General features: G+C 70.3%; 26 protein-coding genes. 11 read left to right on the forward strand and 15 right to left on the reverse strand.

Going from position 1 to position 24,089, the window contains the following annotated elements:
- Positions 1-78: 78 nt before the first annotated feature.
- The gene (locus IE160_RS07115) at positions 79-324 is read left to right on the forward strand and encodes a hypothetical protein (protein WP_191150639.1); all 246 of its coding nucleotides are present in this window, start codon (positions 79-81) and stop codon (positions 322-324) included.
- 49 nt (positions 325-373) lie between these two features.
- Here the strand turns inward: IE160_RS07115 and IE160_RS07120 are convergent, their stop codons facing one another.
- Both IE160_RS07120 and IE160_RS07125 read right to left on the reverse strand, forming a co-directional pair.
- Positions 374-1,063 (reverse strand): response regulator, encoded by a 690-nt coding sequence (locus tag IE160_RS07120; protein ID WP_191150640.1) that lies wholly within the window; start codon positions 1,061-1,063, stop codon positions 374-376.
- Complete coding sequence (locus tag IE160_RS07125; RefSeq protein WP_224744609.1) at positions 1,060-2,307, reverse strand: sensor histidine kinase; 1,248 nt, start codon at positions 2,305-2,307, stop codon at positions 1,060-1,062. The genes IE160_RS07120 and IE160_RS07125 overlap by 4 nt, the downstream gene beginning before the upstream one ends.
- Positions 2,308-2,487: 180 nt before the next feature.
- Between IE160_RS07125 and IE160_RS07130 the strand changes: the two genes are divergently transcribed.
- Together IE160_RS07130 and IE160_RS07135 are read left to right on the forward strand one after the other, a co-directional pair.
- Positions 2,488-3,261 (forward strand): ABC transporter ATP-binding protein, encoded by a 774-nt coding sequence (locus tag IE160_RS07130; RefSeq protein ID WP_191150642.1) that lies wholly within the window; start codon positions 2,488-2,490, stop codon positions 3,259-3,261.
- The gene (locus tag IE160_RS07135) at positions 3,258-4,649 is read left to right on the forward strand and encodes an FtsX-like permease family protein (protein WP_191150643.1); all 1,392 of its coding nucleotides are present in this window, start codon (positions 3,258-3,260) and stop codon (positions 4,647-4,649) included. The genes IE160_RS07130 and IE160_RS07135 overlap by 4 nt, the downstream gene beginning before the upstream one ends.
- A gap of 45 nt (positions 4,650-4,694) precedes the next feature.
- Here IE160_RS07135 and IE160_RS07140 read toward each other — a convergent pair whose 3' ends face one another.
- The gene (locus tag IE160_RS07140; protein ID WP_191150644.1) at positions 4,695-5,957 is read right to left on the reverse strand and encodes an alpha/beta hydrolase; all 1,263 of its coding nucleotides are present in this window, start codon (positions 5,955-5,957) and stop codon (positions 4,695-4,697) included.
- A 93-nt stretch (positions 5,958-6,050) separates the two neighbouring features.
- Here IE160_RS07140 and IE160_RS07145 point away from each other — a divergent pair, with 93 nt between their 5' ends.
- Positions 6,051-6,578 carry a helix-turn-helix domain-containing protein gene (locus IE160_RS07145; RefSeq protein WP_191150645.1) on the forward strand — a complete coding sequence of 176 codons (528 nt, stop codon included), beginning with the start codon at positions 6,051-6,053 and terminating at the stop codon, positions 6,576-6,578.
- A 29-nt stretch (positions 6,579-6,607) separates the two neighbouring features.
- On the opposite strand, the gene argG is transcribed toward IE160_RS07145, so the two are convergent.
- Entirely contained in the window at positions 6,608-8,044 is a 1,437-nt protein-coding gene (argG, locus tag IE160_RS07150) for an argininosuccinate synthase (protein ID WP_191150646.1), read from the reverse strand.
- Between the two features lie 43 nt (positions 8,045-8,087).
- Positions 8,088-9,629 carry a bifunctional NAD(P)/FAD-dependent oxidoreductase/class I SAM-dependent methyltransferase gene (locus IE160_RS07155; protein WP_191150647.1) on the reverse strand — a complete coding sequence of 514 codons (1,542 nt, stop codon included), beginning with the start codon at positions 9,627-9,629 and terminating at the stop codon, positions 8,088-8,090.
- A 64-nt stretch (positions 9,630-9,693) separates the two neighbouring features.
- On the opposite strand from IE160_RS07155, the gene IE160_RS07160 reads away from it, so the two are divergent.
- Positions 9,694-10,263 (forward strand): helix-turn-helix domain-containing protein, encoded by a 570-nt coding sequence (locus tag IE160_RS07160; protein ID WP_191150648.1) that lies wholly within the window; start codon positions 9,694-9,696, stop codon positions 10,261-10,263.
- On the opposite strand, the gene IE160_RS07165 is transcribed toward IE160_RS07160, so the two are convergent.
- A complete protein-coding gene (locus IE160_RS07165; RefSeq protein ID WP_224744404.1) occupies positions 10,230-11,156 on the reverse strand; it encodes a CPBP family intramembrane glutamic endopeptidase in 927 nt (308 codons plus the stop codon). The two genes, IE160_RS07160 and IE160_RS07165, sit on opposite strands and share 34 nt — an antisense overlap.
- 435 nt (positions 11,157-11,591) lie before the next feature.
- Between IE160_RS07165 and IE160_RS07170 the strand changes: the two genes are divergently transcribed.
- The 4 genes from IE160_RS07170 (at position 11,592) to IE160_RS07185 (ending at position 16,651) form a co-directional block, all read left to right on the forward strand.
- Entirely contained in the window at positions 11,592-12,887 is a 1,296-nt protein-coding gene (locus IE160_RS07170) for a quaternary amine ABC transporter ATP-binding protein (RefSeq protein ID WP_224744405.1), read from the forward strand.
- Positions 12,884-13,849 carry an ABC transporter permease gene (locus IE160_RS07175; protein WP_179871991.1) on the forward strand — a complete coding sequence of 322 codons (966 nt, stop codon included), beginning with the start codon at positions 12,884-12,886 and terminating at the stop codon, positions 13,847-13,849. The genes IE160_RS07170 and IE160_RS07175 overlap by 4 nt, the downstream gene beginning before the upstream one ends.
- A gap of 113 nt (positions 13,850-13,962) precedes the next feature.
- Positions 13,963-14,868: a glycine betaine ABC transporter substrate-binding protein gene (locus IE160_RS07180; protein WP_179871992.1), complete on the forward strand. Its 906-nt coding sequence runs from the start codon at positions 13,963-13,965 to the stop codon at positions 14,866-14,868.
- Positions 14,869-15,022: 154 nt separating this feature from the next.
- Positions 15,023-16,651, forward strand: a complete 1,629-nt coding sequence (locus IE160_RS07185; RefSeq protein WP_191150650.1) for a hypothetical protein — start codon at positions 15,023-15,025, stop codon at positions 16,649-16,651.
- On the opposite strand, the gene IE160_RS07190 is transcribed toward IE160_RS07185, so the two are convergent.
- Positions 16,641-17,219 carry an HhH-GPD-type base excision DNA repair protein gene (locus IE160_RS07190; protein ID WP_179871994.1) on the reverse strand — a complete coding sequence of 193 codons (579 nt, stop codon included), beginning with the start codon at positions 17,217-17,219 and terminating at the stop codon, positions 16,641-16,643. The two genes, IE160_RS07185 and IE160_RS07190, sit on opposite strands and share 11 nt — an antisense overlap.
- Positions 17,220-17,308: 89 nt before the next feature.
- Here IE160_RS07190 and IE160_RS07195 point away from each other — a divergent pair, with 89 nt between their 5' ends.
- Positions 17,309-17,578, forward strand: a complete 270-nt coding sequence (locus IE160_RS07195; protein ID WP_179871995.1) for a DUF7218 family protein — start codon at positions 17,309-17,311, stop codon at positions 17,576-17,578.
- Between the two features lie 15 nt (positions 17,579-17,593).
- Here the strand turns inward: IE160_RS07195 and IE160_RS07200 are convergent, their stop codons facing one another.
- The 8 genes from IE160_RS07200 to IE160_RS07235 all read right to left on the reverse strand — a co-directional run bounded on the left by IE160_RS07200 (position 17,594) and on the right by IE160_RS07235 (position 23,284).
- Entirely contained in the window at positions 17,594-18,598 is a 1,005-nt protein-coding gene (locus tag IE160_RS07200) for a CNNM domain-containing protein (RefSeq protein WP_191150651.1), read from the reverse strand.
- Positions 18,595-20,025, reverse strand: a complete 1,431-nt coding sequence (locus IE160_RS07205) for a hemolysin family protein (protein WP_191150652.1) — start codon at positions 20,023-20,025, stop codon at positions 18,595-18,597. Before IE160_RS07205 ends, IE160_RS07200 begins: the two co-directional genes overlap by 4 nt.
- Positions 20,026-20,388: 363 nt before the next feature.
- On the reverse strand, positions 20,389-20,880 hold the full coding sequence (locus IE160_RS07210; protein WP_191150653.1) for an SRPBCC family protein: 492 nt from the start codon (positions 20,878-20,880) through the stop codon (positions 20,389-20,391).
- On the reverse strand, positions 20,877-21,374 hold the full coding sequence (locus IE160_RS07215) for an SRPBCC family protein (RefSeq protein WP_191150654.1): 498 nt from the start codon (positions 21,372-21,374) through the stop codon (positions 20,877-20,879). The genes IE160_RS07210 and IE160_RS07215 overlap by 4 nt, the downstream gene beginning before the upstream one ends.
- A gap of 3 nt (positions 21,375-21,377) precedes the next feature.
- A complete protein-coding gene (locus tag IE160_RS07220; RefSeq protein WP_224744406.1) occupies positions 21,378-21,710 on the reverse strand; it encodes an ArsR/SmtB family transcription factor in 333 nt (110 codons plus the stop codon).
- 75 nt (positions 21,711-21,785) lie between these two features.
- On the reverse strand, positions 21,786-22,427 hold the full coding sequence (locus tag IE160_RS07225; protein WP_191150656.1) for a hypothetical protein: 642 nt from the start codon (positions 22,425-22,427) through the stop codon (positions 21,786-21,788).
- 28 nt (positions 22,428-22,455) lie between these two features.
- Positions 22,456-22,884, reverse strand: a complete 429-nt coding sequence (locus IE160_RS07230) for a VOC family protein (protein ID WP_191150657.1) — start codon at positions 22,882-22,884, stop codon at positions 22,456-22,458.
- Between the two features lie 52 nt (positions 22,885-22,936).
- Positions 22,937-23,284 carry a hypothetical protein gene (locus IE160_RS07235; protein WP_191150658.1) on the reverse strand — a complete coding sequence of 116 codons (348 nt, stop codon included), beginning with the start codon at positions 23,282-23,284 and terminating at the stop codon, positions 22,937-22,939.
- Between the two features lie 98 nt (positions 23,285-23,382).
- Between IE160_RS07235 and IE160_RS07240 the strand changes: the two genes are divergently transcribed.
- The gene (locus IE160_RS07240) at positions 23,383-24,084 is read left to right on the forward strand and encodes an NAD(P)H-hydrate epimerase (protein WP_191150659.1); all 702 of its coding nucleotides are present in this window, start codon (positions 23,383-23,385) and stop codon (positions 24,082-24,084) included.
- Positions 24,085-24,089 lie beyond the last annotated feature (5 nt).

Consider the following 24,089-nt stretch of genomic DNA (forward strand, 5'->3'; position numbering starts at 1 on the left):
GTTCGGGGGGTACTACAGTGTGGGCACACCGTTCCAACCGCGCGGCAGGTGGGTGTCGCGCTGACGCAGGGGGAAACCATGACGATCATCACCGACAAGCGCGAGTCGACGACGACCGCGCGCACGCCGCTCGTCCAGTGGAAGGTCGTGCCGCACTCGCCGGCACTCGTCCTCATCGGGTACTGCGGCGACGTGCCATCCGCCATCATCGAGCGCGACAACGGTCAGCGCTATCGACTCGTCAGTTGCCGCGGAGCCGAGCTGGGGTCGTTCGAGACCATCAGCGAAGCCCAGGCCTTCTTCGAAGAGGGCCTGCGCAGCTGACGCTTCCGGCGGCCGCGTCGCGAGGGGGCTCACGACGCGGCCACCCCTCCTACCCCTGACTCGACGACTCGCCCGCGGAGTGCAGCCCGTACCGGTGCGCGAAGACGACCAGCTGCACCCGATCGCGTAGCGCCAGCTTCGCGAGGACGTTGCTCACGTGCGACTTCACGGTCGACTCGCTCAGGAAGAGCCGGGCGGCGATCTCCGCATTGCTGAGGCCCTCCGCCACGGCGCCGAAGACCTCGCGCTCCTTTCCGGAGAGCGTCGCGAATGCGGCGGGGACCGGGGGCACCGGAGTCGAGCCTGGCCCGAGGAGCGTCGCCAAGTCGCCCGCCGCGGCCACCGCTGTTCCCGAGCCCACCGCGCGAATCGCGGAGCACAAGAACTCAGGGCTCGCATCCTTGAGCAGAAAGCCCGACGCGCCGACGGTGATCGCAGCGCGCGCCCGCTCGTCGAGCCCGAAGGTGGTGAGCACGATGATGCGCAGAGGCGTCGCGCGGGTCGCTGCCCGCTGCGGGCTCAGGAGCAGGCGCGTCGCCTCGGCGCCATCCATGTCGGGCATGCGGATATCCATGAGAACGACGTCGGCATCGATGCCCGCGAGCAGTTCGACGGCCTCCGCTCCCGTGCCCGCCTCGCCGACGACCTCCATGTCGGGTTGCGCGGCGACGACCGTGGCGACACCGTGGCGGAAGAGCGGCTGGTCGTCGACGAGGACGACGCGAATGCGCGCGCTCACGACGACACGCCGATTCGTGCCGACTCGAGGGGGACCCGGGCGCACGCGCGGAACCTGCCACCGGGAAGCTCTTCCAGGTCCAGTCGCCCGCCGACCGCGTCCAGACGCGCCCGCGCTCCGGCAAGACCCGTTCCCGTTCGCTCGTCGACGTCAGCCGCACCATCGTCGTCACCGCCGGGCACCGTCGAGTTCGTCACGCGCACCACCACAGCGTCAGCGTCGATGGTGCGCTCCACCTCGAGAGGGGCGCGCGACGCACCATGACGCAGCGCGTTGGTGAGCAGCTCCTGAGTGGCGCGATAGATCGCGGTGGCGGCCAGTCCGTGAAGGGCGACCACGCCGTCTCCGCGCCGCACGACGCGAACCTCCGGTCGCGCGGCGGCCACATCGTCGATCAGGCGATCGAGCGCCTCAGTGGTCACGGGCGCCGCACCCGAGACGTCGCTGCTCACGGCCCCGGTCGTCTCGAGCACGGCGCGAACATCTTCGAGCGAGCGCCGTGCCGTGTCGGCAATCGTCTGCACCGCAGCACGCACCGCGGTCGAGTCCGACGAGTCGATGAAGCGCACCGACTCGGCCTGCGCGACGATGACGGCGAGCGAGTGCCCCACGATGTCGTGCACGTCGCGCGCGAGCTCGGTGCGGGCCCGTTCGTGATGAGCGAGCTCGGCCGAGCGCTGCGCCTCACGCTCGGCCGCTGCCCGGCGTTCCCGGCTCTCCCGAGAGATGCGGAACGCCCGCGCGAGAAGCCCGATGAGCCACGGCACGGCGAGGGCCGAGAAGATGAGTCCCCCGATGAAGATGAGGGGAACCGCACCGAGCATCGGCCCTCCCGCGCCGAAGACATCCCATACCCACGACTCCACCGAGATGAGGTACAGCACTGCGATCGCGGAGCCGACGGGAACCGAGACACCGCTGAGCACGAGAACCGTGCGCGACCCGTAGTGCGCGGCCCCCACGAGCACCGCCAGGATGCCGAGCTGCAGGAGGCCCGCGTCCAGACCGAACGTCATGTGGGCGATGGTCGCGAGCCAGACCAGCGCCAGGGCGATCGCGGGTCGGAACCGCCGCAGCGCGACCGCTGCCAGCATGAGCAGGCCGGATGCGAGGAACGACAGAAGGTCACCGCCGTCGAACGCCGTTATCGGATAGAGCACGAGCGCGAGCATCCCGATCACGGCCCCCGCCATGGCGTCCACGAGGATGACGCTCGTCGGCGACCGGTACAGGGAGGGATGCATGCTCACGGCTCCATTCTCCCGCCCCCCGCGCGGCGGCGGATCCCCCGGAAGCACCGCCCACCGGCACTCGAGTACCGTCATCGATGGCACCGCAGACCCACGACAAGGACGACTCGCGAGCGGAACGACCCTCCCGGCGGCCGATGCCGGTACCGCCCGGGCCTTCCTAGCGTTGCCCTCATGACTCTCTCTGATCTCTCCCCCTCCACGATCGTGGCCCGCTGCCGCGATCTCACCCGCACCTTCGGCGCCAGCGGAACGCAGGTCGCCGCCGTCGACAGCGTCACCGCGACCTTCCGCCGCGGTGAGCTCACGGCGATCGTCGGCCCGAGCGGCTCCGGCAAGTCCACTCTCATGTACCTGCTGGCCGGACTCGACAGACCGTCGCGCGGCGCCGTCGAGCTCGACGGGCACACGCTCGTCGACTTCGATGAGGGCGAGCTCGCCGCCCTGCGGCACGAGCGCATGGGCTTCATCTTCCAGTCGTTCAACCTCATGCCCGGCCTCACCGCTCTCGAGAACATCCGCCTGCCCGAGACGCTCGGTCGCCGACCGCGCGAGCGCGACAGCGCGTGGGAGAGGTCCCTCATCGCCCGCCTGGGGCTGGAGCAGCTGCTCGAGCGGCGACCCCACGAGCTCTCCGGCGGGCAGCAGCAGCGCGTCGCCATCGCGCGCGCCCTCGCCCACCGACCCGCCGTCGTGTTCGCCGACGAGCCCACCGGCAATCTCGACCTGCAGACCGGCACCGACGTGCTCACGCTCCTGACCGAGCTCGTGCGCGATAGCGGCTGCGGCATCATCATGGTCACCCACGACCCTCGCGCGGCGAGCTTCGCCGATCGGGTGCTGTCGATCCGCGACGGTCGACTCGTCGCCGAGCTCGGCCGGGCGACGGCGAGCGAGGTCTCGGCGCTCATGCTCGCTGACGCGCTCGACGCCGAGGTCTCACGATGATCGCGCGCGGCGGCTCCCTCGCGGCCTTCACGGTCGTCACGCTCAGCGCTCTCTACATCACGCTCCTCACCTCGGTCATGTCGCTGCTCACCGCGGGACTCGTGACGACGCCGTTCGGGCAGGGCGACGGTGCGGAGCTCGTACTGGGCATTCTCGGCTCGAGCTTCCTCATCGTCGCTCTCATCGTCTCGACAGTGGTCGTGACGAACGCCTTCACGCTCGTCACAGCGACCCGCGTGCGCGAGATCGCCCTGCGACGCCTCCTCGGAGCCTCCGCCCGCAGCGAGCGGCGGCGCATCGCCGCCTTCGGTACGCGACTGTCCCTGCTCGCCACCCTTGCCGGTGCGGCTCTCGCGGCGGGCGCTGCGGCGATCGTCTACGCGGTCGGCTCCGGCCACGGCGGCATGCTCGAGCGGGTCCCCGCGACCGCGCTGGTCACCCCCTGGGTGGTGCTGCCGCTCGCGGCACTCATCGCCTGCACCACCGTCGCCGCCTGGCGCGGGTCGGCGGCGGTGCTCGGGGCAGAGCCCGTGCAAGCGCTCGGCCTCGCCGCGACGCAGGAGGCCGGCGGAGCCGATGAGCGGCATCGACTCGGCGCGACGGCGACGACCCTGCTCATCGTGGGGCTCGTGACTCTTGCCGGCGCCTTCGCGGCGGGTGCGATCACGCCGTTCGCGGCGCTCATCGGCATCGTCGGCGGCACCGTGCTGGTGGTCGGGGTACTTGCCGGAGCGCACACGCTCCTGCCCGCCGTCTTCGGCCTGCTGTCGGCCGCACTCCCCCGCACCGGCCCCGCAGCGATCGCCCGCCGCACGGTGCGCGACCACCCGAGTCGCACGACGCGTGCCGCACTCGGTGTGCTCATCAGCGTGGCCGTCGTGACGATGTTCGTCGTCGCCACGATGAGCGCGGCGGCGGCGATCACGGCGACCTACGCCGACAGCTCGCTCGAAGACCAGTCGGCAGAAGTGCTGCTCGTCGTGCTCGCCGTGGTCGGAGCCCTCATCGGCTTCATCGTGCTCATCGCCGCCGTAGGCCTCGCCACGACCGTCTCGCTCAACACGCGGCTGCGTGCCCGCGAGATCGCGGTCACACGCATCCTCGGCCAGGGGCGCGCGGATGCCGCTCGATCCGTCATGATCGAGAGCGCGATCCTGAGCGTCGGCGGGTCGCTGGCCGGGCTCATGCTCGGCGCCTTCCTCGGCTGGGTGGGGGCGCAGAGCATCCTGGGCTCCAACGTCGTCGGCTACGTCATCCCGCCCGTGCTGCCGCTCGCCTACCTCGCGCTCGTCGTGCTCGCCGCGCTCGTGCTCACAGTGGCGTCGAGCATCGCGCCGAGTCGGTTCGTCCTCGCGGACTCCCCCATCCGCGCCTTCGCGCGGGCGTGACACGCACGGTCGGGCAGGGCGCGCGACGCGCTCTGCCCGACCGTGTCACCTGTCCGAGGCCGGTGCGCCCAGCAGCCCGTCGACCCATGTGCCGATCATGGAGACCACGCGCTCGTCGATGGGGGAACGGGCGTCGGCCCGGTACGTCCGAACCGTCGGAGCCTCCTGCGACCGGAGGATGTGGCTGAGGCCGTCGACCACGTGCGCCGTGGTCGGAGCGGACCGCAGGTCGGCGATGCGCAGCGTGTCATCCGGAGGGGACTGCAGGTCGTGCTCGCCGCCCAGTGCGAGCATCGGCTGGGATGCCGCCGCCAGATCACCCGCGGGGTCGTAGGCCATGAACTCCCGATGCCACCGGGCGTTCACCCTGACGCCGCCCAGGCGGGCCACGTCGGTCGTCGTGCGCAGCAGCTTCTGCCGGTTCTTCTCGGACGACTTCTCGAGGTCGGTGCGGAGCATCCGCAGCACGAATCGGACGAAGCCCGGGATGTCCGCCTCGAGCGCACGGGCCTGCCAGCGCAGCACCTCGAGACCGGAGCGCGCGTAGCCCGACAGGAGGACAGCCCCGCGAATCGTCGGGCACTCGACGGCGAGTCGCGCGGCCACGGCTGCTCCCTCGCTGTGACCGATGACGATGACCGGCAGTCCGTAGTCTTCCGCTCGCCGAACGACGGCGACCGCGTCGGCGACGAGATCGTGCAGCCCGGCGGCGAGGAAATCACCCGCCGACTCGCCGACTCCACGCTTGTCCCAGCGGATGCTCGCGAGGCCCTGGTCGGCTAGGCACTCCGCCAGCTGCCGCTGGATGCCGAGCGGGAGCCCCTTCGCGTCCCCGTCACGGTCGAGCGGCCCGCTACCGGGCAGCAGCACCAGCATGCCTCGCGCCTGGTCGGGCATCACCAGCTCGCCGACGAGATCAACCTCAGCCTCGATCCGCACAGCGGAGACCGCGGCCAGACCCGCCCGCACCGACTCGATGCGATCATGCGCCGACTGCGGATCGTCGAGCGAGAGGATGACGTCTCGCACACGACCCGAGGACGCCCGAAGCCGGAGCCCGGAGCCGCGACCCCAGACGACTCCCACCGTCGCGCTGGACCGCCGCCGCCAGGTTCCGACCTTCGCGTAGCCCGGCAGCCCCAACCCGGGAGCGCGCAGGCCCGTCATCGCCGCATAGGCGTCGTCCAGGACCTCGACCGTCTCGAGATGCGCCACGGGGATTCGCACAGTGCGCCGCAGAGCGAAGACCCGCTCCATCGCGGTCAGGGCGACGGTCACCTCACGGGCGTCGACGTCGATGGTGGCCATGCTGTGTTCCTTTCTCGACGGTCCCGGTGACCGTTCTCGTTGATGATATTATTACCACAGACGATAACGTGACTGACGTGAAAGGACACCTCCATGTCCAGTGCCAACCTGCTGCTCCACCCTGTGCGACTGCGCGTCATCCAGGCCATGCTGGGGCACCCGTCGCTCACCACTCGCGAGCTCGCCGACCGCATCACTGAGGTGCCGCCAGCGACGCTCTACCGCCACGTGGGCACCCTCCTCGACGCCGGTGTGCTCGAGGTCGTGGCGGAACGAAAGGTTCGGGGAGCGGTGGAGCGCTCGCTCCGACTCTCGACGGAACGCGCGTCAGTGTCCGATCACGACGAAGCACTCGCTGACCCGGAAGCACTGCGCGCGGGCTTTCTCGCCTACCTCGGCAGCCTCGCCTCGCTCATGGACCAGTACCTTGCAGGCCCGCGCGGCTCGCTCGAGGACGACCTCGTGGGTTTCCGGCAGGTGGCCGTGCACGCGACGGATGACGAGTGGCGCGAGGCGCTCAGCGCGTTCCGTGCCGCGCTCGCCCCGCTCGCCGAGCGCGAGACCGCGCCCGCGGGCGCGCGTCGACGCGTGCTGGGCACCGTGAGCATGCCGGTGCCCTAGCGGCGAGCGGCGAAAGGTCGCCGACGGCCTCAGTCGGTGCCGGTGTCGAACGCCGCACCCTCGCCGGCGGCGTCGAAAGCCTCGCTCAACGCGTCGCGGGCATCCGGATCAGCGGGGTCGAAGACCTCGTCGGCGTGCCCGGCCGTGATGCGGCCGACGAGCTTGGCCGTCGCGCCGCCGATCATGCGCTGAGCGGCATACTGCTCGAGACGGGCGCGCGAGTCGGCGATGTCGAGGTTGCGCATCGTGAGCTGGCCGATGCGATCGGTCGGGCCGAAGGCCGCGTCGCCGACGCGCTCCATCGAGAGCTTCTCGCCGGCGTAGGAGAGAGCGGGGCCGTCGGTGTCGAGGATCGTGTAGTCCTCACCGCGACGCAGGCGCACCGTGACCGTGCCCGTGACAGCCGAGCCGACCCACTTCTGGATGGACTCGCGCAGCATGAGGGACTGCGGGTCGAGCCAGCGGCCCTCGTACATGAGGCGGCCCAGACGGCGACCCTCGGCGTGGTAGTTCGCGATGGTGTCCTCGTTGTGGATCGCGTTGAGCAGGCGCTCGTAGGCGAGGTGCAGCAGCGCCATCGCGGGCGCCTCGTAGATGCCGCGGCTCTTCGCCTCGATGATGCGGTTCTCGATCTGGTCGCTCATGCCCAGGCCGTGCCGACCACCGATCGTGTTGGCCTCCATCACGAGGTGCACGGGGTCTCCGTACTCGACGCCGTTGATCGCGACCGGGCGGCCCTCCGCGAACTCGATCGTGACGTCCTCGGTGGGGATCTCGACCGACTCGTCCCAGAACTTGACGCCCATGATCGGCTCGACCGTCTCGAGTGAGACGTTCAAGTGCTCGAGGGTCTTCGCCTCGTGCGTCGCGCCCCAGATGTTCGCGTCAGTCGAGTACGCCTTCTCGGCCGAGTCGCGGTACGGCAAGCCGTGCGCGACGAGCCACTCGCTCATCTCGGTGCGACCGCCCAGCTCGGTGACGAACTCGGCGTCGAGCCAGGGCTTGTAGATGCGCAGGCGCGGGTTGGCGAGCAGGCCGTAGCGGTAGAAGCGCTCGATGTCGTTGCCCTTGTAGGTGCTGCCGTCGCCCCAGATGTCGACGCCGTCCTCCTTCATGGCCTGCACGAGCATCGTGCCGGTCACGGCACGGCCGAGCGGCGTCGTGTTGAAGTAGGCGCGGCCTCCGGAGCGGATGTGGAAGGCGCCGCAGGCCATCGCGACGAAGCCCTCTTCGACCAGAGCCTCCTTGCAATCCACGAGGCGGCTGATCTCGGCGCCATACTCGGTCGCGCGGCCCGGCACCGACTCGATGTCGTCCTCGTCGTACTGCCCCAGGTCGCCCGTGTAGGTGCAGGGCACTGCGCCCTTGTCGCGCATCCAGGCGACGGCGACGGAGGTATCGAGCCCTCCGGAGAAGGCGATGCCGACGCGCTCGCCGACGGGCAGGGAAGTCAGAACTTTAGACACGCCCTCCACCCTAACGGCGGTCGGAGCACTGAAGCGCCGGGTCTCACCCCACCCGGCGGAGCAGCACGACGCCGTCGACCGCGCGCCCCCGCTCCCCGCCCGGGCCCTGCGCAGGCCGCGGTCGCTCCTCGGCGAGGATGCGCACCCAGTCGCCTGCCGGGATGTCCAGCGCCGCGAGCTCGGTCTCCAGATCGGGCAGGTCGAACGCCGCGCGGTCCTCCGGCGAAGCCCAGGTCGGTGGTGCGACGTGCGAGAGCAGAAACAGGTGCCCGCCCGGCGCGACAACCTCGAGGGCCCGGGCGATCGCGGCAGCACGATCGAGGGCGACCGGAGAGTGCAGGAAGCTCGCGACGACGAGATCGACGGGCTTCTCGACCGGCCACTCCGACGCGAGATCGGCGACGAGGAAGCGCGCCGACTCGGCCACACCGACCGCACGGGCAGCGTCAGAGGCGCGTGCGACGGCGGTCGGCGAGAGGTCGAGGCCGGTGACGCGCCACCCGCGACGGGCCAGCCAGATGGCGTCAGCACCCTCGCCGCATCCCAGTTCCAGCGCCGTTCCGGGGTCGAGATCGGCCAGCACGTCGACCACCGCCGCATTGGGCTCGCCCGACCACGCGCGATCGACTCCCGAGTACCGCGCCTCCCAGAAGGCGGCCGGGTCAGCCAGCGCCCGCTCGGCGTCCTCGACGACGAGCGCACCGTTCGCCGCGCCTCCCGCCATCGAGCCCGTCGCCATCGCAGCGGGAATCGTTCCGTACGGCGCTACGACGTTGCCGGCCGCCCACACCCGCGGAGCACTCGTGGCACCCGTCGCATCGACGGCCACTGACCCGAGGGCCTCATCGCGTGCCAGCCCGAGCCCGTCGACGAGGGCTTCGTCGAGCCGGGGCAGGCCCGCGGTGAAGACGGCATCCAGGGGATGCACCTCCCCATCGGCGGTGCGCACGGCCTCGAGCCCTCCCCCGGCGCCCTCGAGCGCGATGACGGGTGACTCGACGATGCGCACACCGCGCGCGAGCAGCCGCGCGCGGGCAGCGTGGTCGAGCGCGTCCCCCGCCGCCGCGCTGAAGAACGTGACCGTCTCGCTCCACTGCCGCACGAGCTCGGCCTGGTGCACCGACTGCGGGCCCGTGGCGATGACGCCGAGACGGGCACCGCGCACCTCCCAGCCGTGGCAGTACGGACAGTGCAGCACCGTCTCGCCCCAGCGCTCCGCGAGGCCCTCGATGGAGGGCAGCTCGTCGACGATGCCCGTCGTGAGGATCGCCACGCGGCCGGCGACCGTGCTGCCGTCCGCGAGGTCGACCTCGACGCGGTCGTCGAGAGCACGCGCGCCGACAGCTCGCGCGCTCACGCTCTCGACGCCGTACCCCGCCACCTCCTCGCGACCGAGCCGCAGCAGCTCGGCCGGAGGGCGGCCATCGTGGCCCAGCACGCCGTGCACGTGCGCCGCGAACCGGTTGCGCGGCTCACCGGCATCGACGACGAGCACGCTGCGGCGGGCGCGCCCCAGCATGAGGGCGGCGCTCAGGCCTGCCGCGCCCCCTCCGATCACGATGGCGTCCAGAGTGTGTGCAGTCATAGCTCGAGCTTGCCGATGAGAGCGCGCACTGGCAAACTTCCTTGCAGATTCGGCAAGGAGTGCGATGAAGGAGCTAGAAGCCCTCGGGCCGCGACTGCGCGCTCTGCGGCACGCACGGGGCCTCACCCTCGATCAACTCGCCGAGGCGAGCAGCGTCTCCGCGAGCACGATCTCGCGCCTCGAGTCGGGCAAGCGGCAGGCGAGCCTCGAGCTGCTCCTTCCCCTTACCCGACACCTCGGTGCGCGCATCGACGACCTGCTCGGATCGCCCGACGGCGACCCGCGCGTGCGTCGGCCGAGCATCCACAAGGAGGGCCACGTCTTCGCGCCGCTCACCGCGGAGAGCGCTCCGCTGCAGACCTACAAAGTCACCTACCCGCCCGTGACCGAGGTGCCCGCGCCGCGCGTGCACGACGGCTACGAGTGGCTCTTCGTCCTCAGCGGTCGACTGCTGCTGCGGCTCGGCGAGACCGACACGGTGCTGACCAAGGGCGAGGCCGCCGAGTTCGACACCCGAACCCCGCACAGTCTGAGCGCCCTGGGCGGCCGTCGCGCCGAAGTGATCAGCATCTTCAACGAGTCAGGCGTGCGTATGCACACTCACGCCCTCGGTTCCACCGCGTCCGACTCCTGAGCCGGGGCCACCTCGCGCGGCGCGAACTGGCCGGTGAGCGCCAGCACGACGACGAGCACGAGCGGCACGATCCACCCGCTCCAACCCAGAACGGTCGCCTGGGTCGTGTCGAGCACCTCGCCAGCAGCGACGAACACGATCGAGAAGCCGGCCGCGGCGTTGAACGCGCCGTGCGCGAGAGCGGGCGCCCACACGCTTCCCGAGCGAAGACGCAACCAGCTGAATACTGCTCCGATCAGGATGCACATGCCGCACATCATCACGACTCCGAGCCACCCCGGCGCGAGCGGGTAGTTGTAGCCCAGAAGCACGAGGGGCGCGTGCCACAGGCCCCAGATGACGCCGGAGAGCAGGATCGCCGGCAGCACGCCGAGCGGCAGGAGCTTCGGCAGCAGCCAGCCGCGCCAGCCGAGCTCCTCCCCCAGCGCGGGGATCAGGTTGAGGAAGGCGCCGATGAGCACGTTGACGAACTGCAGAGCGACGAGCACGCCGATCGGGAAGGGCAGCGCGGGTGCTCCGGCGGCCTCGAGCTGGGCATCCGTGACCGCCTGGAAGCCGCTGAAGCCCAAGAAATCGGCCGGATACAGGCCCAGAAGCGCGCCGATCGGCAGCGCCGCCAGGATGAGCGCGACCGGCACGACGATCGCGAGCGCGAGATAGCCGAGGAACCGGCCGGGGCGCCCGAGCGGCCACAGGCCGAGGGCGTGGGCTCGCCGAGCGGGCTTCTCGACGAAGAACACCACCACGAGCGCGGCGACAGCGGGCGTCGCCATCATCAGGAGCGCGATGAGACCGAAGAACGGGCTCGTGAGGCCGTCGCCGAGCCACAGCGGGAGGGCGACGAGCCAGCTGAGCCCGAAGGCGAGAGCGAGGAACACGGCTACGGAACGCATGGTGACGAGCATGCCGAAGACCGCGCGCTCGTCGCATCCGCCGCGAGACGGAGATGGCGGGCTCGAACGCGCTGAAGAATCACGATTGGATAACGAGAGCGCCGGTCCGCGGAGGCTCGAACGGCCGCTCGATCCGCACGTTGGTGCTGATCTGGTGCATCTCGAGGCCCGGGAGGCCGGTTGGCACGCGGCACGCGCACCCTGTTATCGTCGCCCGCTGTCCCCCGGTGTCGCGTCCGACACGGCCGGTTCGGGATCATCCGCCCCCACGTCCGCGCGCGGCACCGAGATCGATGCCGCACGTCAGGCGCTCGAGAGCGGAAGCCACCGATGGCTTTCCTGCACGGCGCGTGCACCCTGTGTCGCTCTGTGCCTCTCGGCGCTCGGACCACTGATCCAAGACCTCACCCGCATCGCGGCGAGGCACAGGAGACCGTGACTGACGAGATCGCATTGAAGGCCGAGGGTCTGTACAAGATCTTCGGGCGCCGCAGCACCGAAGCACTCCGACACCTGCGTGACGGCGGCGCGAGCGCCGACCTCGACTCCGAGACCACCGCCGCCGTCATCGACGCCGGCTTCGAGGTCACGCGCGGCGAGATCTTCGTCGTCATGGGCCTTTCCGGCTCGGGCAAGTCGACTCTCATCCGCATGCTCAACGGGCTGCTCACCCCGACTGCGGGCACCGTGGAGATCGGCGGGGAGCCCCTGACGGGCATCCCCGCGCGCCGCCTGCGCACCCTGCGTCAGAAGCGCGTCTCGATGGTCTTCCAGCACTTCGCCCTGCTGCCCCACCGCACCGTGCTCGAGAACGTCGCATACCCGCTCGAGATCCGCGGCGACTCGCGCGCCTCGCGCCTCGAGGCTGCACGCAAGACGATCGAGCTCGTCGGCCTCGGCGACTGGGCCGAGTCGATGCCCGACGAGCTCTCCGGCGGCATGCGCCAGCGCGTCGGCATCGCCCGCGCTCTCGTCGCCGACACCGACGTGCTGCTCATGGACGAGGCGTTCAGCGCGCTCGACCCGCTCATCCGCCGCGAGATGCAGGAGCAGCTGCTCGAGCTCCAGGAGACGCTCGGCAAGACCATCGTCTTCATCACGCACGACCTCAACGAGGCGATGTTCCTCGGCGACCGCATCGCCGTCATGCGGGACGGCCGCATCGTGCAGGTCGGCACGCCGGAGGACATCCTCACCGACCCCGCCAACGACTACGTCGAGCAGTTCGTCCAGGATGTCGACCGAGCCCGCGTGCTCACCGCGTCGAGCGTCATGGAGCCCGCGAAGGGCGTTGCGCTCGCGAGCGCCGGGCCGCGCGCGGCGCTGCGCACCATGCGGGACGAGCAGATCTCTGCCGCGTTCGTCGTCGGTCGCGACCGCCGCCTCCTCGGTGTGATCTCCGATCGGGATGCCCTGCAGCTCGTCCGCTCGGGGGCCACCGATCTGGCGAGCGCCGTGAGCGACGACTACTCGGCCGTGGAAGCCTCGACGGCGCTCCTCGAGCTCGTCGTCCCCTCGGTGGAGTCGCCCCTGCCGCTCGCCGTCACGGATGAGAAGGGGCGCCTTCTCGGCGTCGTGCCGCGCATCACGCTCCTCATCGCCCTGGGCGGCGCCCAGGCTCCTACGGAGGAGATCGCGGTGCTCGAGCCGCCGCTTCCCGTCGCGATGGTCGACAAGGCGCTGCAGGACTCGTCCGATGGGCAGACCACCGCGAAGGAGGTGCGCTCATGACCGATCTCTTCCGCATTCCCTTCGGTGACTGGATCGAGGGCGGCGTCGACTTCGTCGTCGACAACTTCGCCGCATTCTTCGGCGTCCTGCGCAGCATCTTCCTCGGCATGTACGACGCCATCGGCTGGGTGCTCGTCACACCGCCGTTCTGGGTCATCATCATCGCCGTCGCCGTGGTCGCGCTCTTCGCGCGCGGCTGGCTCTTCGCTCTCGGGTCGACGCTCGGTCTGCTCTTCATCGTGTCGGTCGACCAGTGGGTCAACGCGATGGATACGCTCGCACTCGTCCTCGTCGCGGCCTTCATCGCGACGGTGATCAGCGTGCCGCTCGGCATCGCGGCGGCCCGCACGACGACGTTCTCGACGATCATGCGCCCCGTGCTGGACTTCCTGCAGACGATGCCCGCCTTCGTCTACCTGATCCCGGCGCTCCTGCTCTTCCGGGTCGGCGTCGCCCCCGGCATCGTCGCGACGATCATCTTCGCGCTCGCCCCCGGAGTGCGACTGACCGAGCTCGGTATTCGCGGCGTCGACAAGGAGGTCGTGGAGGCCGGGCGCGCGTTCGGCTCCTCGCCCGGTCGCATCCTGCGCCAGATCCAGTTGCCGCTCGCACTGCCGACGATCATGGCCGGGGTCAATCAGATCATCATGCTGTCGCTGTCGATGGTCGTCATCGCCGGCCTCGTCGGCGCGGGTGGACTCGGTGGCGAGATCGTCGCGAGCCTCGGGCGTCTCGACACGGCCCTCGGCGCCGAAGCGGGCCTTGCCGTCGTCGTGCTCGCCATCCTGCTCGACAGGCTCACCGGCGCCTTCGGGCGCAAGCAAGGGCTGTATGCGCGCCTCCGGGCCGCGAACGCCGCTCGGCAGCGCACGGGTGCCCGCAACGAGACGCCCGCAGAGTCAGACGACGAGGCCTCGGTGGCCATGGCCGCCGGCCCTCGCCGCTCCCCCGGCGGCAACTGACCCCCAGACCCGCGTTCGCGCACCAGCGCGAGCGTGCGTGCCGCCCTCGGTGACCCGGGGGCGACCACGTGAACGACCGCGGGAGATCCCCGTAGGTCACGAAAGGAGACACTATGACGAAGCGCCGCAACGCGCTCCTGGCCGCCTCGGCGGCCGCCGCTCTCGTGCTCGCCGGTTGCGCCGGCGAGACCGGTGAGAACGGCAGCAACGGCGACGAGGGTTCGCCCGAGTCGCAGGGCTCGATCACCCTCGCCGTCTTCAACGGCTGGGACGAGGGCATCGCGACCTCCGAGCTGTGGAAGGCCATTCTCGAGGACGAGGGTTACGACGTGACCCTCGAGTACGCCGACGTCGCCCCGCTCTTCGCGGGTCTCTCGACCGGCGACTACGACTTCACGACCGACGTCTGGCTGCCCGGCACCCACGCCGAGTACGTCGAGGAGTTCGGCGACGACATGATCGACCTCGGCCCGTGGAACACCGAAGCCGCACTGACGGTGGCCGTGAACGAGGATGCCCCGATCGACTCCCTCGAGGAGCTCGCCGCGAACGCCGACGCCTTCGGCAACCAGATCGTCGGCATCGAGCCCGGCGCCGGCCTCACCGCCGCGATGGAAGACGCCGTCATCCCGAACTACGGCCTCGACGGCATGGAGTTCACGACCTCGTCGACCGCCGCGATGCTCACCGAGCTCGAGGCTGCGACGAGCGCCGGCGAGAACGTCGTCGTGACGCTGTGGGAGCCGCACTGGGCCTACGGTGCGTTCCCCATCAAGAACCTCGAGGACCCTGAGGGTGCTCTGGGCGAGGCTGAGGGCCTGCACATCTTCAGCCGCACCGGCTTCGACAGCGACTTCCCGCAGGTGGCCGACTGGCTCGGCAACTTCGAGATGTCGCTCGACCAGCTCTACGACCTGGAGAACCTCCTCTTCGTGGACAACGACACCGACGACTACGGCCCCCTCGTGGACCAGTGGATCGCCGACAACCAGGAGTACGTCGACTCGCTCACCGAGTAAGTCGTCCCTCCTCACGAACGCCGGTCGCCTTCGGGCGGCCGGCGTTCGCCGTCTCGTGCTCGTTGCACGCGCGAAACCTCTGTGACACGAGCTCGCTTTACGGTTGACGGTGGCGTCGCTGCTCCGAGACGGCGCTGGCCTCGAGGAGGAGCCCGTGACCGGTCCCCGTTTCCCCCGTCGTCGGCGCTTCGTCGTGGCGGTGTGCATGGCGGCACCCGCACTCCTCATGAGCATCGCTCTCTCCCTGCTCCCGGCACCTGCATCTGCATCTGCCGAGACGGCAGAGTCAGGGGGAACCATCGTGTACGAAGGCGGCATGCAACTCTCCTCGTCCGACGGTTTCACCGTCGACGTCACCGCTCGACTCACGGTCGAGTGCGCCAACGACGCCAGCTGCACCGCTCTCGTCGTCATCACCGGGGGCGACTTCGTCGCTTCACCGACGAACGACCAGGCACTGCCCTTCGCGGCGGGTCGCGCCAGCGCCGACCTCCCCTACTACGGAGACATCTGCCAGTTGCGTTTCATCGGCGCCGGCGCCGTGACCGTCGACGCGACACCCGATGCGGCCATCGTCACGAGGCAGTCGGCACCTGTCTCGACGAGCTGCCCGGACGGCTCGACCGCGACCGCGTCCGCCGCCACGGTGAGCGGCACGCTCTCCTACGTCTCCGGGGCCTCCTGCCTCAGCGACGGCACGTGCCCGACGCCCACGCCGACACCGACCCTCACGCCGACCGAGACCGCGAGCCCGATGCCGACCACGGCCACCATCGAGCCGGCCGTCGCAACAGAGGCGCGGGACTGGGACGACCCCGGCGTCCTTTCCACACTGCGCCCCTTTCGCAGTATCGGAACCCCCTCTGCCGCACTGTGGAGCGTCACAGGCGCCATCGTCTTGAGCATCCTCATCGCGTTGCCCACCGTTCTGCTCGACGCGACGAGCGAGCGAGTGACGGACCGCGCCGAGCAGCGGCGGCGTGCGCGGGGGCTCGCGCCGGCTGACCCCTCCGCGCGCCCGCCGCTCACGGTACTCGGCTGGCCCGCCGCCCTCGCCGGGTTGCTGGTGGCCGCCACCGCCTCGACCTACGTCGACCCCGAATTCGCTTTCGATGCGGCAGGCTGGCGCACGGCAGCGGGCATCGCCGCCGGATTCCTCGTCGTCATCGCCCTCGGATGGGCGGTCGTCACCGCCGTCATGCGCTCGATCCGGCCCCAGTGGCGACCGCGCATCGAATTCCGGCCCCTCACGTTGCTGTTCGTCATCACCGCTGTCGCGTTCAGTATCGTGAGCGGCTTCCAGCCCGGCGTGGTCTTTGGTCTCGTCGCGGGAGTGGGGTTCGCGGGCTCGATCAGCGAGCGCGCTCGTGCCGGCTCGGCCCTGATGCTCGCGGGTTTCATGGTCGTCACCGGCGCTGCGGCATGGGCGGGTTACAGTCTGCTCGTACCCGTCTTCGACAACCCCGACCTTCTGCAGCTCCTCGCACTCGAATGCCTCGCGGCAATCACCATCGCTGGCTTCTCGGCCCTGCCCATCGCTCTGCTGCCCCTGCGTGGCCTCCTCGGCCGGGCCGTGTGGCAGTGGAGCCGCCTCGTGTGGGTCGGCCTCTACGCGATCGCGGTGGGCGCCTTCCTCTTCGTGCTGATCCCCCTGCCGGACTCTTGGCAGTGGGTCGAGCTGGACTACCTCGCGTGGGGCATCGGCTACGCCGTCTACTGCGTCGTCGCCGTCATCGCGTGGGCGGTCTCCGTGCGCGGGGCAGGTAGCAGCGCTACGACGTAGCCTTCTTCGCCGCCTTGGCAGCGCGCTTGAACTCCCGCACCTCGGCGAGCGTCTCGGGGCTCGTGATGTCGGCGACCGAGCGGCGTGAGCCTTCCACCGCGTAGTCCCCGGCCGCCTCGCGCCACCCGGGCGCGTCCACACCGTACTGCTTGCCGAGGAGGGCGAGGAAGATGCGCGCCTTCTGCTCGCCGAAGCCGGGCAGTGCCTTCAGCCGCCTCAGAACCTCCGCGCCGTCGGGCTCGCCCCGCGTCCACACTGCCGCGGCGTCACCCTCCCAGTCGCTCACGAGCTGCGCGCACAGGGTCTGGATGCGCGCGGCCATCGAGCCGGGGAAGCGGTGCACAGCGGGCGACTGCGCGCACAGCGCGGCGAACTTCTCGGGGTCGTGCGCGGCGATGGCGCGGGCATCGAACGACCCGAGCCGGTCGCGAATCTTCGCCGGCCCCGCGAACGCGACCTCCATGGCGACCTGCTGGTCGAGGAGCATGCCGATGAGCAGGGCGAGCGGCTCGGTCGAGAGCAGGCGGTCGGCGTCGGCATCACCCGTGATGTGCAGTTCCTTCGTCATGCCTCCATGGTCGCACCTGAGTGCACGACCCGGCAGTCTCGCTAGGGTGCACGCGACCGACCGACCGACCGACCGAAGGAGGGACGACCATGCCCGAGAACAACGACAATCCGAGCCTGAAGAACCCCGAGATGTACGAGAAGCTGCGCGATGACGGCGCGTCGAAGGAGAAGGCGGCTCGCATCTCCAACGCTGCGGCGCGCGACGGCGAGAGCACTGTCGGGTCGCGCGGAGGCGACGCGCCGCCCTACGAGGAGTGGACGGTGGAGGAGCTACGAGACCGCGCGCGGGAGCTCGACCTCAGCGGCTACAGCGACCTGCGCAAGGAGGAGCTCATCGAGCTGCTGCGCTCGCACTAGCCGCAGGACGCGCGACTACACCGTCTGCGGCAGAACGCGCCTCAGGACGTCCGCGAGAGTCACGACCCCGAGCATCCTCTCGCCGTCCATGACGACCGCGAGCTGCACGCTCGCCTCGCGCATGCGCGACATGACCTCGTACACGGGGGTTCCCGAAGCGATCACGTAGGCCGGGCGCGCGGTCGCGGCGGCCGGCGACTGCGGCGCGGCGAGCAGCGTGTCGCGCACGTGCACGACATCCGGAGCGCCGCTCTCCGTATCCAGAAGGATGCGCAGGTGGCCCGAGGCCATCGCGACTTCGTGCACGTCGGCGACGGTCGCGCTGGCGGGCACGGACGTAGGCGGGCTGTCGGCCGAGACGAGCGACTCGACCGTGAGCGACTGCAGGTCGATGATGCCGCTGATCTGCCGGCGGAACTCCGGCTCGAGCACACCCGCCTGCGCCGAGTGCTCCACGAGCTGGCGAATCGTGTCGGCATCCTGACCGCCGACGGCCGCGCGGTCGACAGGTTCGACGCCCGTCGCGGCCACCAGCCGGTTGGCGATCGCATTGACCCAGCGCAGCAGCGGCCGGAAGACGTTGACGAAGAATCGCGAGGGAATGCCGATGATGCGCGCCGACACCTCTGGGTGCGCGATCGCCCACGACTTCGGCGCCATCTCTCCGACGACGAGATGCAGGAACGTCACGAGCAGCAGGGAGAGCGCGAAGGCGGTCGCATCGGATGCCCATTCCACGAGTCCCCACGAGGTGAACAGCGGGCCCAGCCACGCGTCGACGGCCGGTTTCGTGACCGCGCCGAGCGCGAAGGTGCACGCCGTGATGCCGAGCTGCGCGACCGCGAGCATCATCGTGAGCTCGTTGACGCCCTTGAGGGCGGCTCGCGCCGACCTGCTCGTGGTGGCCTGCTCCTCCAGACGATGGCGGCGGGCACCGAGCAGCGAGAACTCGATGACGACGAAGAACGCGCTCAGGGCGATGAGCGCGACCGTCGCGGCAAAGACGACCCAGCCGTTCATCGGCCCGCCTCCTCGGTCTCGCGCGGGTCGTCCGCGTCGTCGGGCGTCGGTGGAGCATCCGCGTCGTCGGAGCGGCCGGGCGTCTCGATGAGGCGAACGCGCACCTCGCTCGGCACGTGGCGATCCACCTCGAGCACGTCGACCTCGAGATGGCGAGTGGGCGGGTGGTCCTCCACGAGATCGGCGCCGTCGATGGGCAGCTCCACCGTCACGGTGTCGCCTGCCGCGGGAAGCTCGCCTCGCGCGGCGATGAGCAGACCGGCGATCGTCTCGTAGTCGCCGCGCGGGAGATCATGGCCGACGGCGCGCTCCACCTCGTCGACGTGCACGTCGCCGTCCATGAGCCAGATGTCGTCGCCGTCGGGCACGACGAGCTCGCTCACATCCTGATCGTGCTCGTCGGTGATCTCGCCGATGACCTCCTCCGCGAGGTCTTCGAGCGTGAGGACGCCCGCGAAGCCGCCGTACTCGTCGATGACGCACGCCAGCTCGTTGCGCGTCGACGTGAGCTGGGTGAGCGCGTCGGGCAGCCGCATGAGGGTGGGCAGCACGATCGTCGGGCGCATGAGCTCGGCGACGGGTGTGTCTCCCCCGAGGGTCGTCTCGAGCACGTCGATGAGGTGGATCACGCCGAGCGGCTGCTCGTCTTCACCGATCACCGGGTAGCGCGTGTGGGCCGTCGCCATGAGCTCGCGAATCTCGGCGAGCGTCGTGCCGGGCCGTGCGATGTCGACCTGCGAGCGCGGGATCATCGCGTGCTCGACGTCCTGCTGCGGGAAGTCGAGGATGCGATCGAGCATGAGCGACAGCTCTTCGGGCAGGTCGCCGCTGTCGCGCGAGTCGCCGATGATGCGCTCCAGGTCGACCGCGGTCGCGCTCGAGTCGACGTCGTGCACGGGCTCGATGCGCAGTGCCTTGAGCAGCAGGTTCGCCGAGGCGTCGAACACGGTGATGAGCCAGCCGAACACAGCGAGGTAGATGGTGGTCGAGCGGGCGAGCCAGCGCGCGAGCGGCTCGGCGTTCGCGATCGCGAGGTTCTTGGGGAAGAGCTCGCCGAAGATCATCTGCACGACGGTCGCGACGACGAGGGCGAGCACCGTGCCGACGGTGATGCTCACGGCCGCCGGCACGCCGACGCCGCCCAGCAGCTGCCCGAGGGACTCGCCGACGAGCGGCTCGGCGACGTATCCGACGAGCAGGCCCGTGATGGTGATGCCGAGCTGGGCGCCCGAGAGCATGAACGAGTTGCGCTTCGTGACGGCGAGCGCGCGCTCGGCGGCCTTGTCACCGTCGGCCGCGCGCGCCGCGAGGCGCACTCGGTCGACCGACATGTAGGCGAACTCCTGCGCGACGAAGTAGCCGTTCGCGGCGATGATCACGATGATCACGACGACGCCGACGAGCAGCGAGACGATGGCCTCGATCACGATCGGCTCACGAGGGAGATGCGCACGAGGTCGAAAAGGCCTGCGTGACGAGAACGATGGTCAGATCGACTATGGCTCGGGTCGTCAGACGACGACCCTGTTGTCTTCGCGGTGCGATCCACGGGTGTTCGGTGCCTCCAGGCATCGGTGAGTCAGTGCTCTCAGATTACCGAGTCGCCTGTGGCCCTGCTGAGAACTCCCCCGCGCCCGCCGCTGCCCACCCCCGGGCATCTCCAGAATTCAGGAGTGGAGTCGCTTAACGGGGCGCTACAACCCGCCGACGGGCGTGTCGCGCGCCTCATCGTGCGCGAGCTCCTGAATTGTGGAGACGCGGGCGGGGGCGGCGGCTGAGGCGCGCGGCGGTCAGCCCTCGGCGAGGATCGCGTCGGCCTGGCTCATCGCCTGACGCATGCCCTCCTCCATGCCCATGCCGACGAGTTGCTCGAGCACCTCGAGGCTCGGGAAGGTCGACACGAGCGTCTGACGCGTGCGGCCCTCCACTACGGGCTCGAGCGTCACGACCGCGCTCGTCACGGGCATGTCGGGGTGCGGCTGCCCGTCGTCGTCGGCGAAACCGTCGTCGAAGGCGAGCATGCGCGGAGCATCCACCGCTGTCACGGTCCACCAGCCGCCCGCGATCGTGCCGTCCGGGCCGGTCATGTGGTAGTTCACAGTGCCGCCCTCGTGCAGCTCGTGCCGCGTGAAGGTGGCCGGCCACTCGGGCGGCCCCCACCAGCGCTCGAGCTTGCGCGGGTCGGCCCACAGCTGCCACACGCGGTCGACGGGGGCGTCGAACTCCGCGACGAAGGTGAGAGTGAGTGCCGTGGTGTCTTTCTGCACATCGATGACGGTCATGAGATGCCTTTCGAGGGTGAGAGCAGGTCGTCGATCTGGGAGATGCAGGCGATGAAGCCCTCGAAGGCGCCGAACTCGCGCGCCCCCTCGAACGCTTCGTCGCTGTCGAACGTGCACACGAGGGTCATGCGGCTGCCGTGCTCGGTCGACTCGAACGTCACGATGGTGCGGTTGTCGGGCTCGCCCTCCCCGCCCTCGCTCGGCACGAACACGTCGGTGTACACGATCTCGCGCGGTTCCTCGATGCTGTGGAAGACGAGGTGCCCGTCGAGCCGCTCGCCGTCCTCATCGCCGACCATGCGGTAGAGCACGCGACCGCCGGGGGCGAACTCGAACTCGCTGAACGTCGCCGGGTAGCCAGGTGGGCCCCACCAGCGCTCGAGCTTCTGCGGGTCCTCCCACAGCTGCCACAGCCGATCGACGGGGGCGTCGAACTCGGCGACGAACGTCATGGTGCGCGCAGAGGCGTCCTTGTCGGTACGCACGATGGTCATGATTCAGGGCCCTTCTTCGTCGAGGATGCTCGCGATGCGGTCCACCCGGTGACGCCACAGCTGCTCGTACCGGTCGAGCAGCTGCTGCGCGCGCCGCAGTCGTTCGACCTCGGCATGCACGATCTGCTGCCGACCGTCGCGCTCCTTGCGCACGAGCGCGGCCTTCTGCAGCACCGCCACGTGCTTCTGCACGGCGGCGAAGCTCATGACGTAGCGCTCGGCGAGCGCACTCACCGACTGCTCGCGCTCGATCACTCGCGCGACGATGTCGCGGCGAGTGCGGTCGGCGAGGGCGTGGAAGATCGCATCGACCTCCGAGTCGCTGAGCTCGTGCATTCGTGTAACCATATGGTTGTACGTTAGCGCCCAGCGCTCCCCCGCGCAAGGGTGTGGGACATCGAACGGCGCGCGTCAGCTCGACGGGGAGGCCGGGTGTCCGCGACCCGCGCGGTCGCCCAGCACGATCGCGAGAACACCGAGACCGACCAGGGCGGCAGTGCCGATGACGCCGCCCACATTGCCGAGGAACAGGGCGAGGACCATGAGCGCGTCCCGCGAGACGACCGACACCACGGCCGTCAGGGCCGCGACGAGGGCGAGGACGCCGACGGCGATGGCGGGCGCCCAGTTCCAGGGCCGCGGCACGATCGCGAGCCTCCCGATGCGCTCGGCCGCGACGAGGGCCAGGGCATACTGCATGATGAGCAGCACCTGCATTGCCGCGACCGAGACCGTGAGCGGAACGATCGACCAGTTCAGGGAGAGCCCGAGAAGCCAGTCGATCACGAGCGTGAGGGCGAGCAGGCAAAGAGCGATGGTGCCCACGGGCCTGCGACCCGTGACACTGCCAGAGCCCCTGATGCCGAACGCGAAGACGATCAGGGCCGCCGCGAGCAGCAGGGTTCGCGCGAACCCCTGATCGAACCATGGCCCGACCAGGCTCGCATCGAGCACCACGGCGACGAGCGCGAGCGAGCCGCCGAGGGTCCAGGCCCGCTGTGTGTTGCGGGCGTGAGCGGTCGCGACGGCGCTGGAGTGCGGACGATCACTCATGATGCTTCGAGGCTAGAGCATGGCGACGTCAGGCGAGCCCCTCGCCCTGCATGAGGGCGACGCCAAGGGGTCCAGGGTTGTAGGCCACCTCCCACCGGTAGCCGTCGACGTCGGCGAGGTAGCCCGAGTAGCCGCCCCACTCGCGGTGCTCGGCGGGGCGAAGAACGGAGCCGCCGGCGCGCACAGCAGCCTCGAGCGCGTCGTCCACCGCTTCGGGCGTCGGCACGTTGTGGGCGAGCACGATGGGCGAGCTGCCGGCTGCCGCTGCCGAGCCGACCTCCTGCTCGAAGGCCTCCCGGCGCCATAGCGACAGCATGAGGGTGGGAGTGATCGGCACGAAGACGACCTCCCCTGACACCTCGACGCTCGGCGTCCAGCCGAGCCCGTCGACGTAGAATTGGCGGGCGCGGTCGACGTCATCGACCGCGAGCGTGATGACGTTGACGCGAGCATCCATGAGTCGAACGCTAGCGCCCGCCCCCGACGCGGTCGACAGGCCCGGGGCGCCGCTACTTCTTGAGCGCCTTGATGATGCTCGTGAGTGCTCGACCGCCGACCCACAGCACCGGGATCGACACGGCGAGCAGCGCGATGAGGTTGGGCTTGAAGGCGGGGCCGTCCACACCCGGCTGGTAGACGCCGATCGGGATGCTCGCCCCTCCCCCGCCGCCGGCCGTCGCCGCGTCGCCATCGTTCTCGGGACCGGCACCGAAGCCGAACCAGGTGACGGCGACGGGGGTGACCTTCGTGCCGCCGATGTCGACGGGGTCGCCGTAGGCGGTGCCGATGCCGAGCTTGGAGACGGAGTCGGCGAGGTGGTCCACGGTGGAGGGCGCAGTGCTCGGTGTCGGAGTCATGCCTCCACCGTGGCCGCGCAGACCGCGGCGGTCAAGAGTCGCCCAGGGAGTTCCGAGAGTCCTCGCGCACCGCACGCCCCGCCGGTAGCCTCTCGGTCATGAGCGAGCACGGCTTCCCCGAGCACCTCACCGGCTGGACGGCCGAGGAGGTGCGCGCGGCCGAGGCGCCCCTGCTCGAGGCCGGTGAGCCGCTCATGCGACGCGCGGCCGCGGCCCTCGCCGGGCACGTGCGCGACGAGCTGCGGGATCGTGGCACTCCGGTCGAGCGCGGGCCGGGCATCCTCGTTCTCGGCGGTTCCGGCGACAACGGTGGCGATGCCCTGTTCGCCGCGGCAGAGCTCGCCGAGGGTGGGGCGCGCGTGCGAGTGCGCGTGACCGGCAGCCACGTGCACGAGGAGGGCGCCGAGGCCGCCCTCGCGGCCGGAGCCGAGTGGGTCGAGGCGGGCGACGAGTTCGACTCGGCAGTGGGCGACAGCGCAGTGATTCTCGATGGAATCCTCGGCATCGGAAGCGACTCCCCCGCGCTGCGCAGCACCGCTCGCACGACAGTCGCGCGCATTCGCGAGCTGCTGAGCCTCGACGACCCCGACAGGGATGCCCGCGCCCACCGCCCGGCGATCATCGCGGTCGACCTGCCGAGCGGCGTGCACGCCGACGACGGCTCTGTACCGGACCCGACGGTGCTGCCCGCCGACGTGACCGTGACCTTCGGCGCCGTCAAGGCGGGGCTGCTGCGCGCGCCGGGGTCGCACTACGCGGGCGACGTGCGGCTCGTCGATCTCGGGCTCGAACGCCCCTGAGCACT

It is taken from the genome of Chryseoglobus sp. 28M-23, from assembly GCF_014789785.1.
Taxonomy (GTDB): Bacteria; Actinomycetota; Actinomycetes; order Actinomycetales; family Microbacteriaceae; genus Microcella; species Microcella indica.

Excerpts from the sequence above, each read along its gene's own strand:
- IE160_RS07115 (WP_191150639.1), top strand. The coding sequence starts at position 79 with ATGACGATCATCACCGACAAGCGCGAGTCGACGACGACCGCGCGCACG.
- IE160_RS07125 (WP_224744609.1), bottom strand. The coding sequence starts at position 2,307 with ATGCATCCCTCCCTGTACCGGTCGCCGACGAGCGTCATCCTCGTGGAC.
- IE160_RS07130 (WP_191150642.1), top strand. The coding sequence starts at position 2,488 with ATGACTCTCTCTGATCTCTCCCCCTCCACGATCGTGGCCCGCTGCCGC.
- IE160_RS07135 (WP_191150643.1), top strand. The coding sequence starts at position 3,258 with ATGATCGCGCGCGGCGGCTCCCTCGCGGCCTTCACGGTCGTCACGCTC.
- IE160_RS07140 (WP_191150644.1), bottom strand. The coding sequence starts at position 5,957 with ATGGCCACCATCGACGTCGACGCCCGTGAGGTGACCGTCGCCCTGACC.
- IE160_RS07145 (WP_191150645.1), top strand. The coding sequence starts at position 6,051 with ATGTCCAGTGCCAACCTGCTGCTCCACCCTGTGCGACTGCGCGTCATC.
- IE160_RS07155 (WP_191150647.1), bottom strand. The coding sequence starts at position 9,629 with ATGACTGCACACACTCTGGACGCCATCGTGATCGGAGGGGGCGCGGCA.
- IE160_RS07160 (WP_191150648.1), top strand. The coding sequence starts at position 9,694 with ATGAAGGAGCTAGAAGCCCTCGGGCCGCGACTGCGCGCTCTGCGGCAC.
- IE160_RS07165 (WP_224744404.1), bottom strand. The coding sequence starts at position 11,156 with ATGCGTTCCGTAGCCGTGTTCCTCGCTCTCGCCTTCGGGCTCAGCTGG.
- IE160_RS07175 (WP_179871991.1), top strand. The coding sequence starts at position 12,884 with ATGACCGATCTCTTCCGCATTCCCTTCGGTGACTGGATCGAGGGCGGC.
- IE160_RS07180 (WP_179871992.1), top strand. The coding sequence starts at position 13,963 with ATGACGAAGCGCCGCAACGCGCTCCTGGCCGCCTCGGCGGCCGCCGCT.
- IE160_RS07190 (WP_179871994.1), bottom strand. The coding sequence starts at position 17,219 with ATGACGAAGGAACTGCACATCACGGGTGATGCCGACGCCGACCGCCTG.
- IE160_RS07195 (WP_179871995.1), top strand. The coding sequence starts at position 17,309 with ATGCCCGAGAACAACGACAATCCGAGCCTGAAGAACCCCGAGATGTAC.
- IE160_RS07200 (WP_191150651.1), bottom strand. The coding sequence starts at position 18,598 with ATGAACGGCTGGGTCGTCTTTGCCGCGACGGTCGCGCTCATCGCCCTG.
- IE160_RS07210 (WP_191150653.1), bottom strand. The coding sequence starts at position 20,880 with ATGACCGTCATCGATGTGCAGAAAGACACCACGGCACTCACTCTCACC.
- IE160_RS07215 (WP_191150654.1), bottom strand. The coding sequence starts at position 21,374 with ATGACCATCGTGCGTACCGACAAGGACGCCTCTGCGCGCACCATGACG.
- IE160_RS07220 (WP_224744406.1), bottom strand. The coding sequence starts at position 21,710 with ATGCACGAGCTCAGCGACTCGGAGGTCGATGCGATCTTCCACGCCCTC.
- IE160_RS07225 (WP_191150656.1), bottom strand. The coding sequence starts at position 22,427 with ATGAGTGATCGTCCGCACTCCAGCGCCGTCGCGACCGCTCACGCCCGC.
- IE160_RS07230 (WP_191150657.1), bottom strand. The coding sequence starts at position 22,884 with ATGGATGCTCGCGTCAACGTCATCACGCTCGCGGTCGATGACGTCGAC.
- IE160_RS07235 (WP_191150658.1), bottom strand. The coding sequence starts at position 23,284 with ATGACTCCGACACCGAGCACTGCGCCCTCCACCGTGGACCACCTCGCC.
- IE160_RS07240 (WP_191150659.1), top strand. The coding sequence starts at position 23,383 with ATGAGCGAGCACGGCTTCCCCGAGCACCTCACCGGCTGGACGGCCGAG.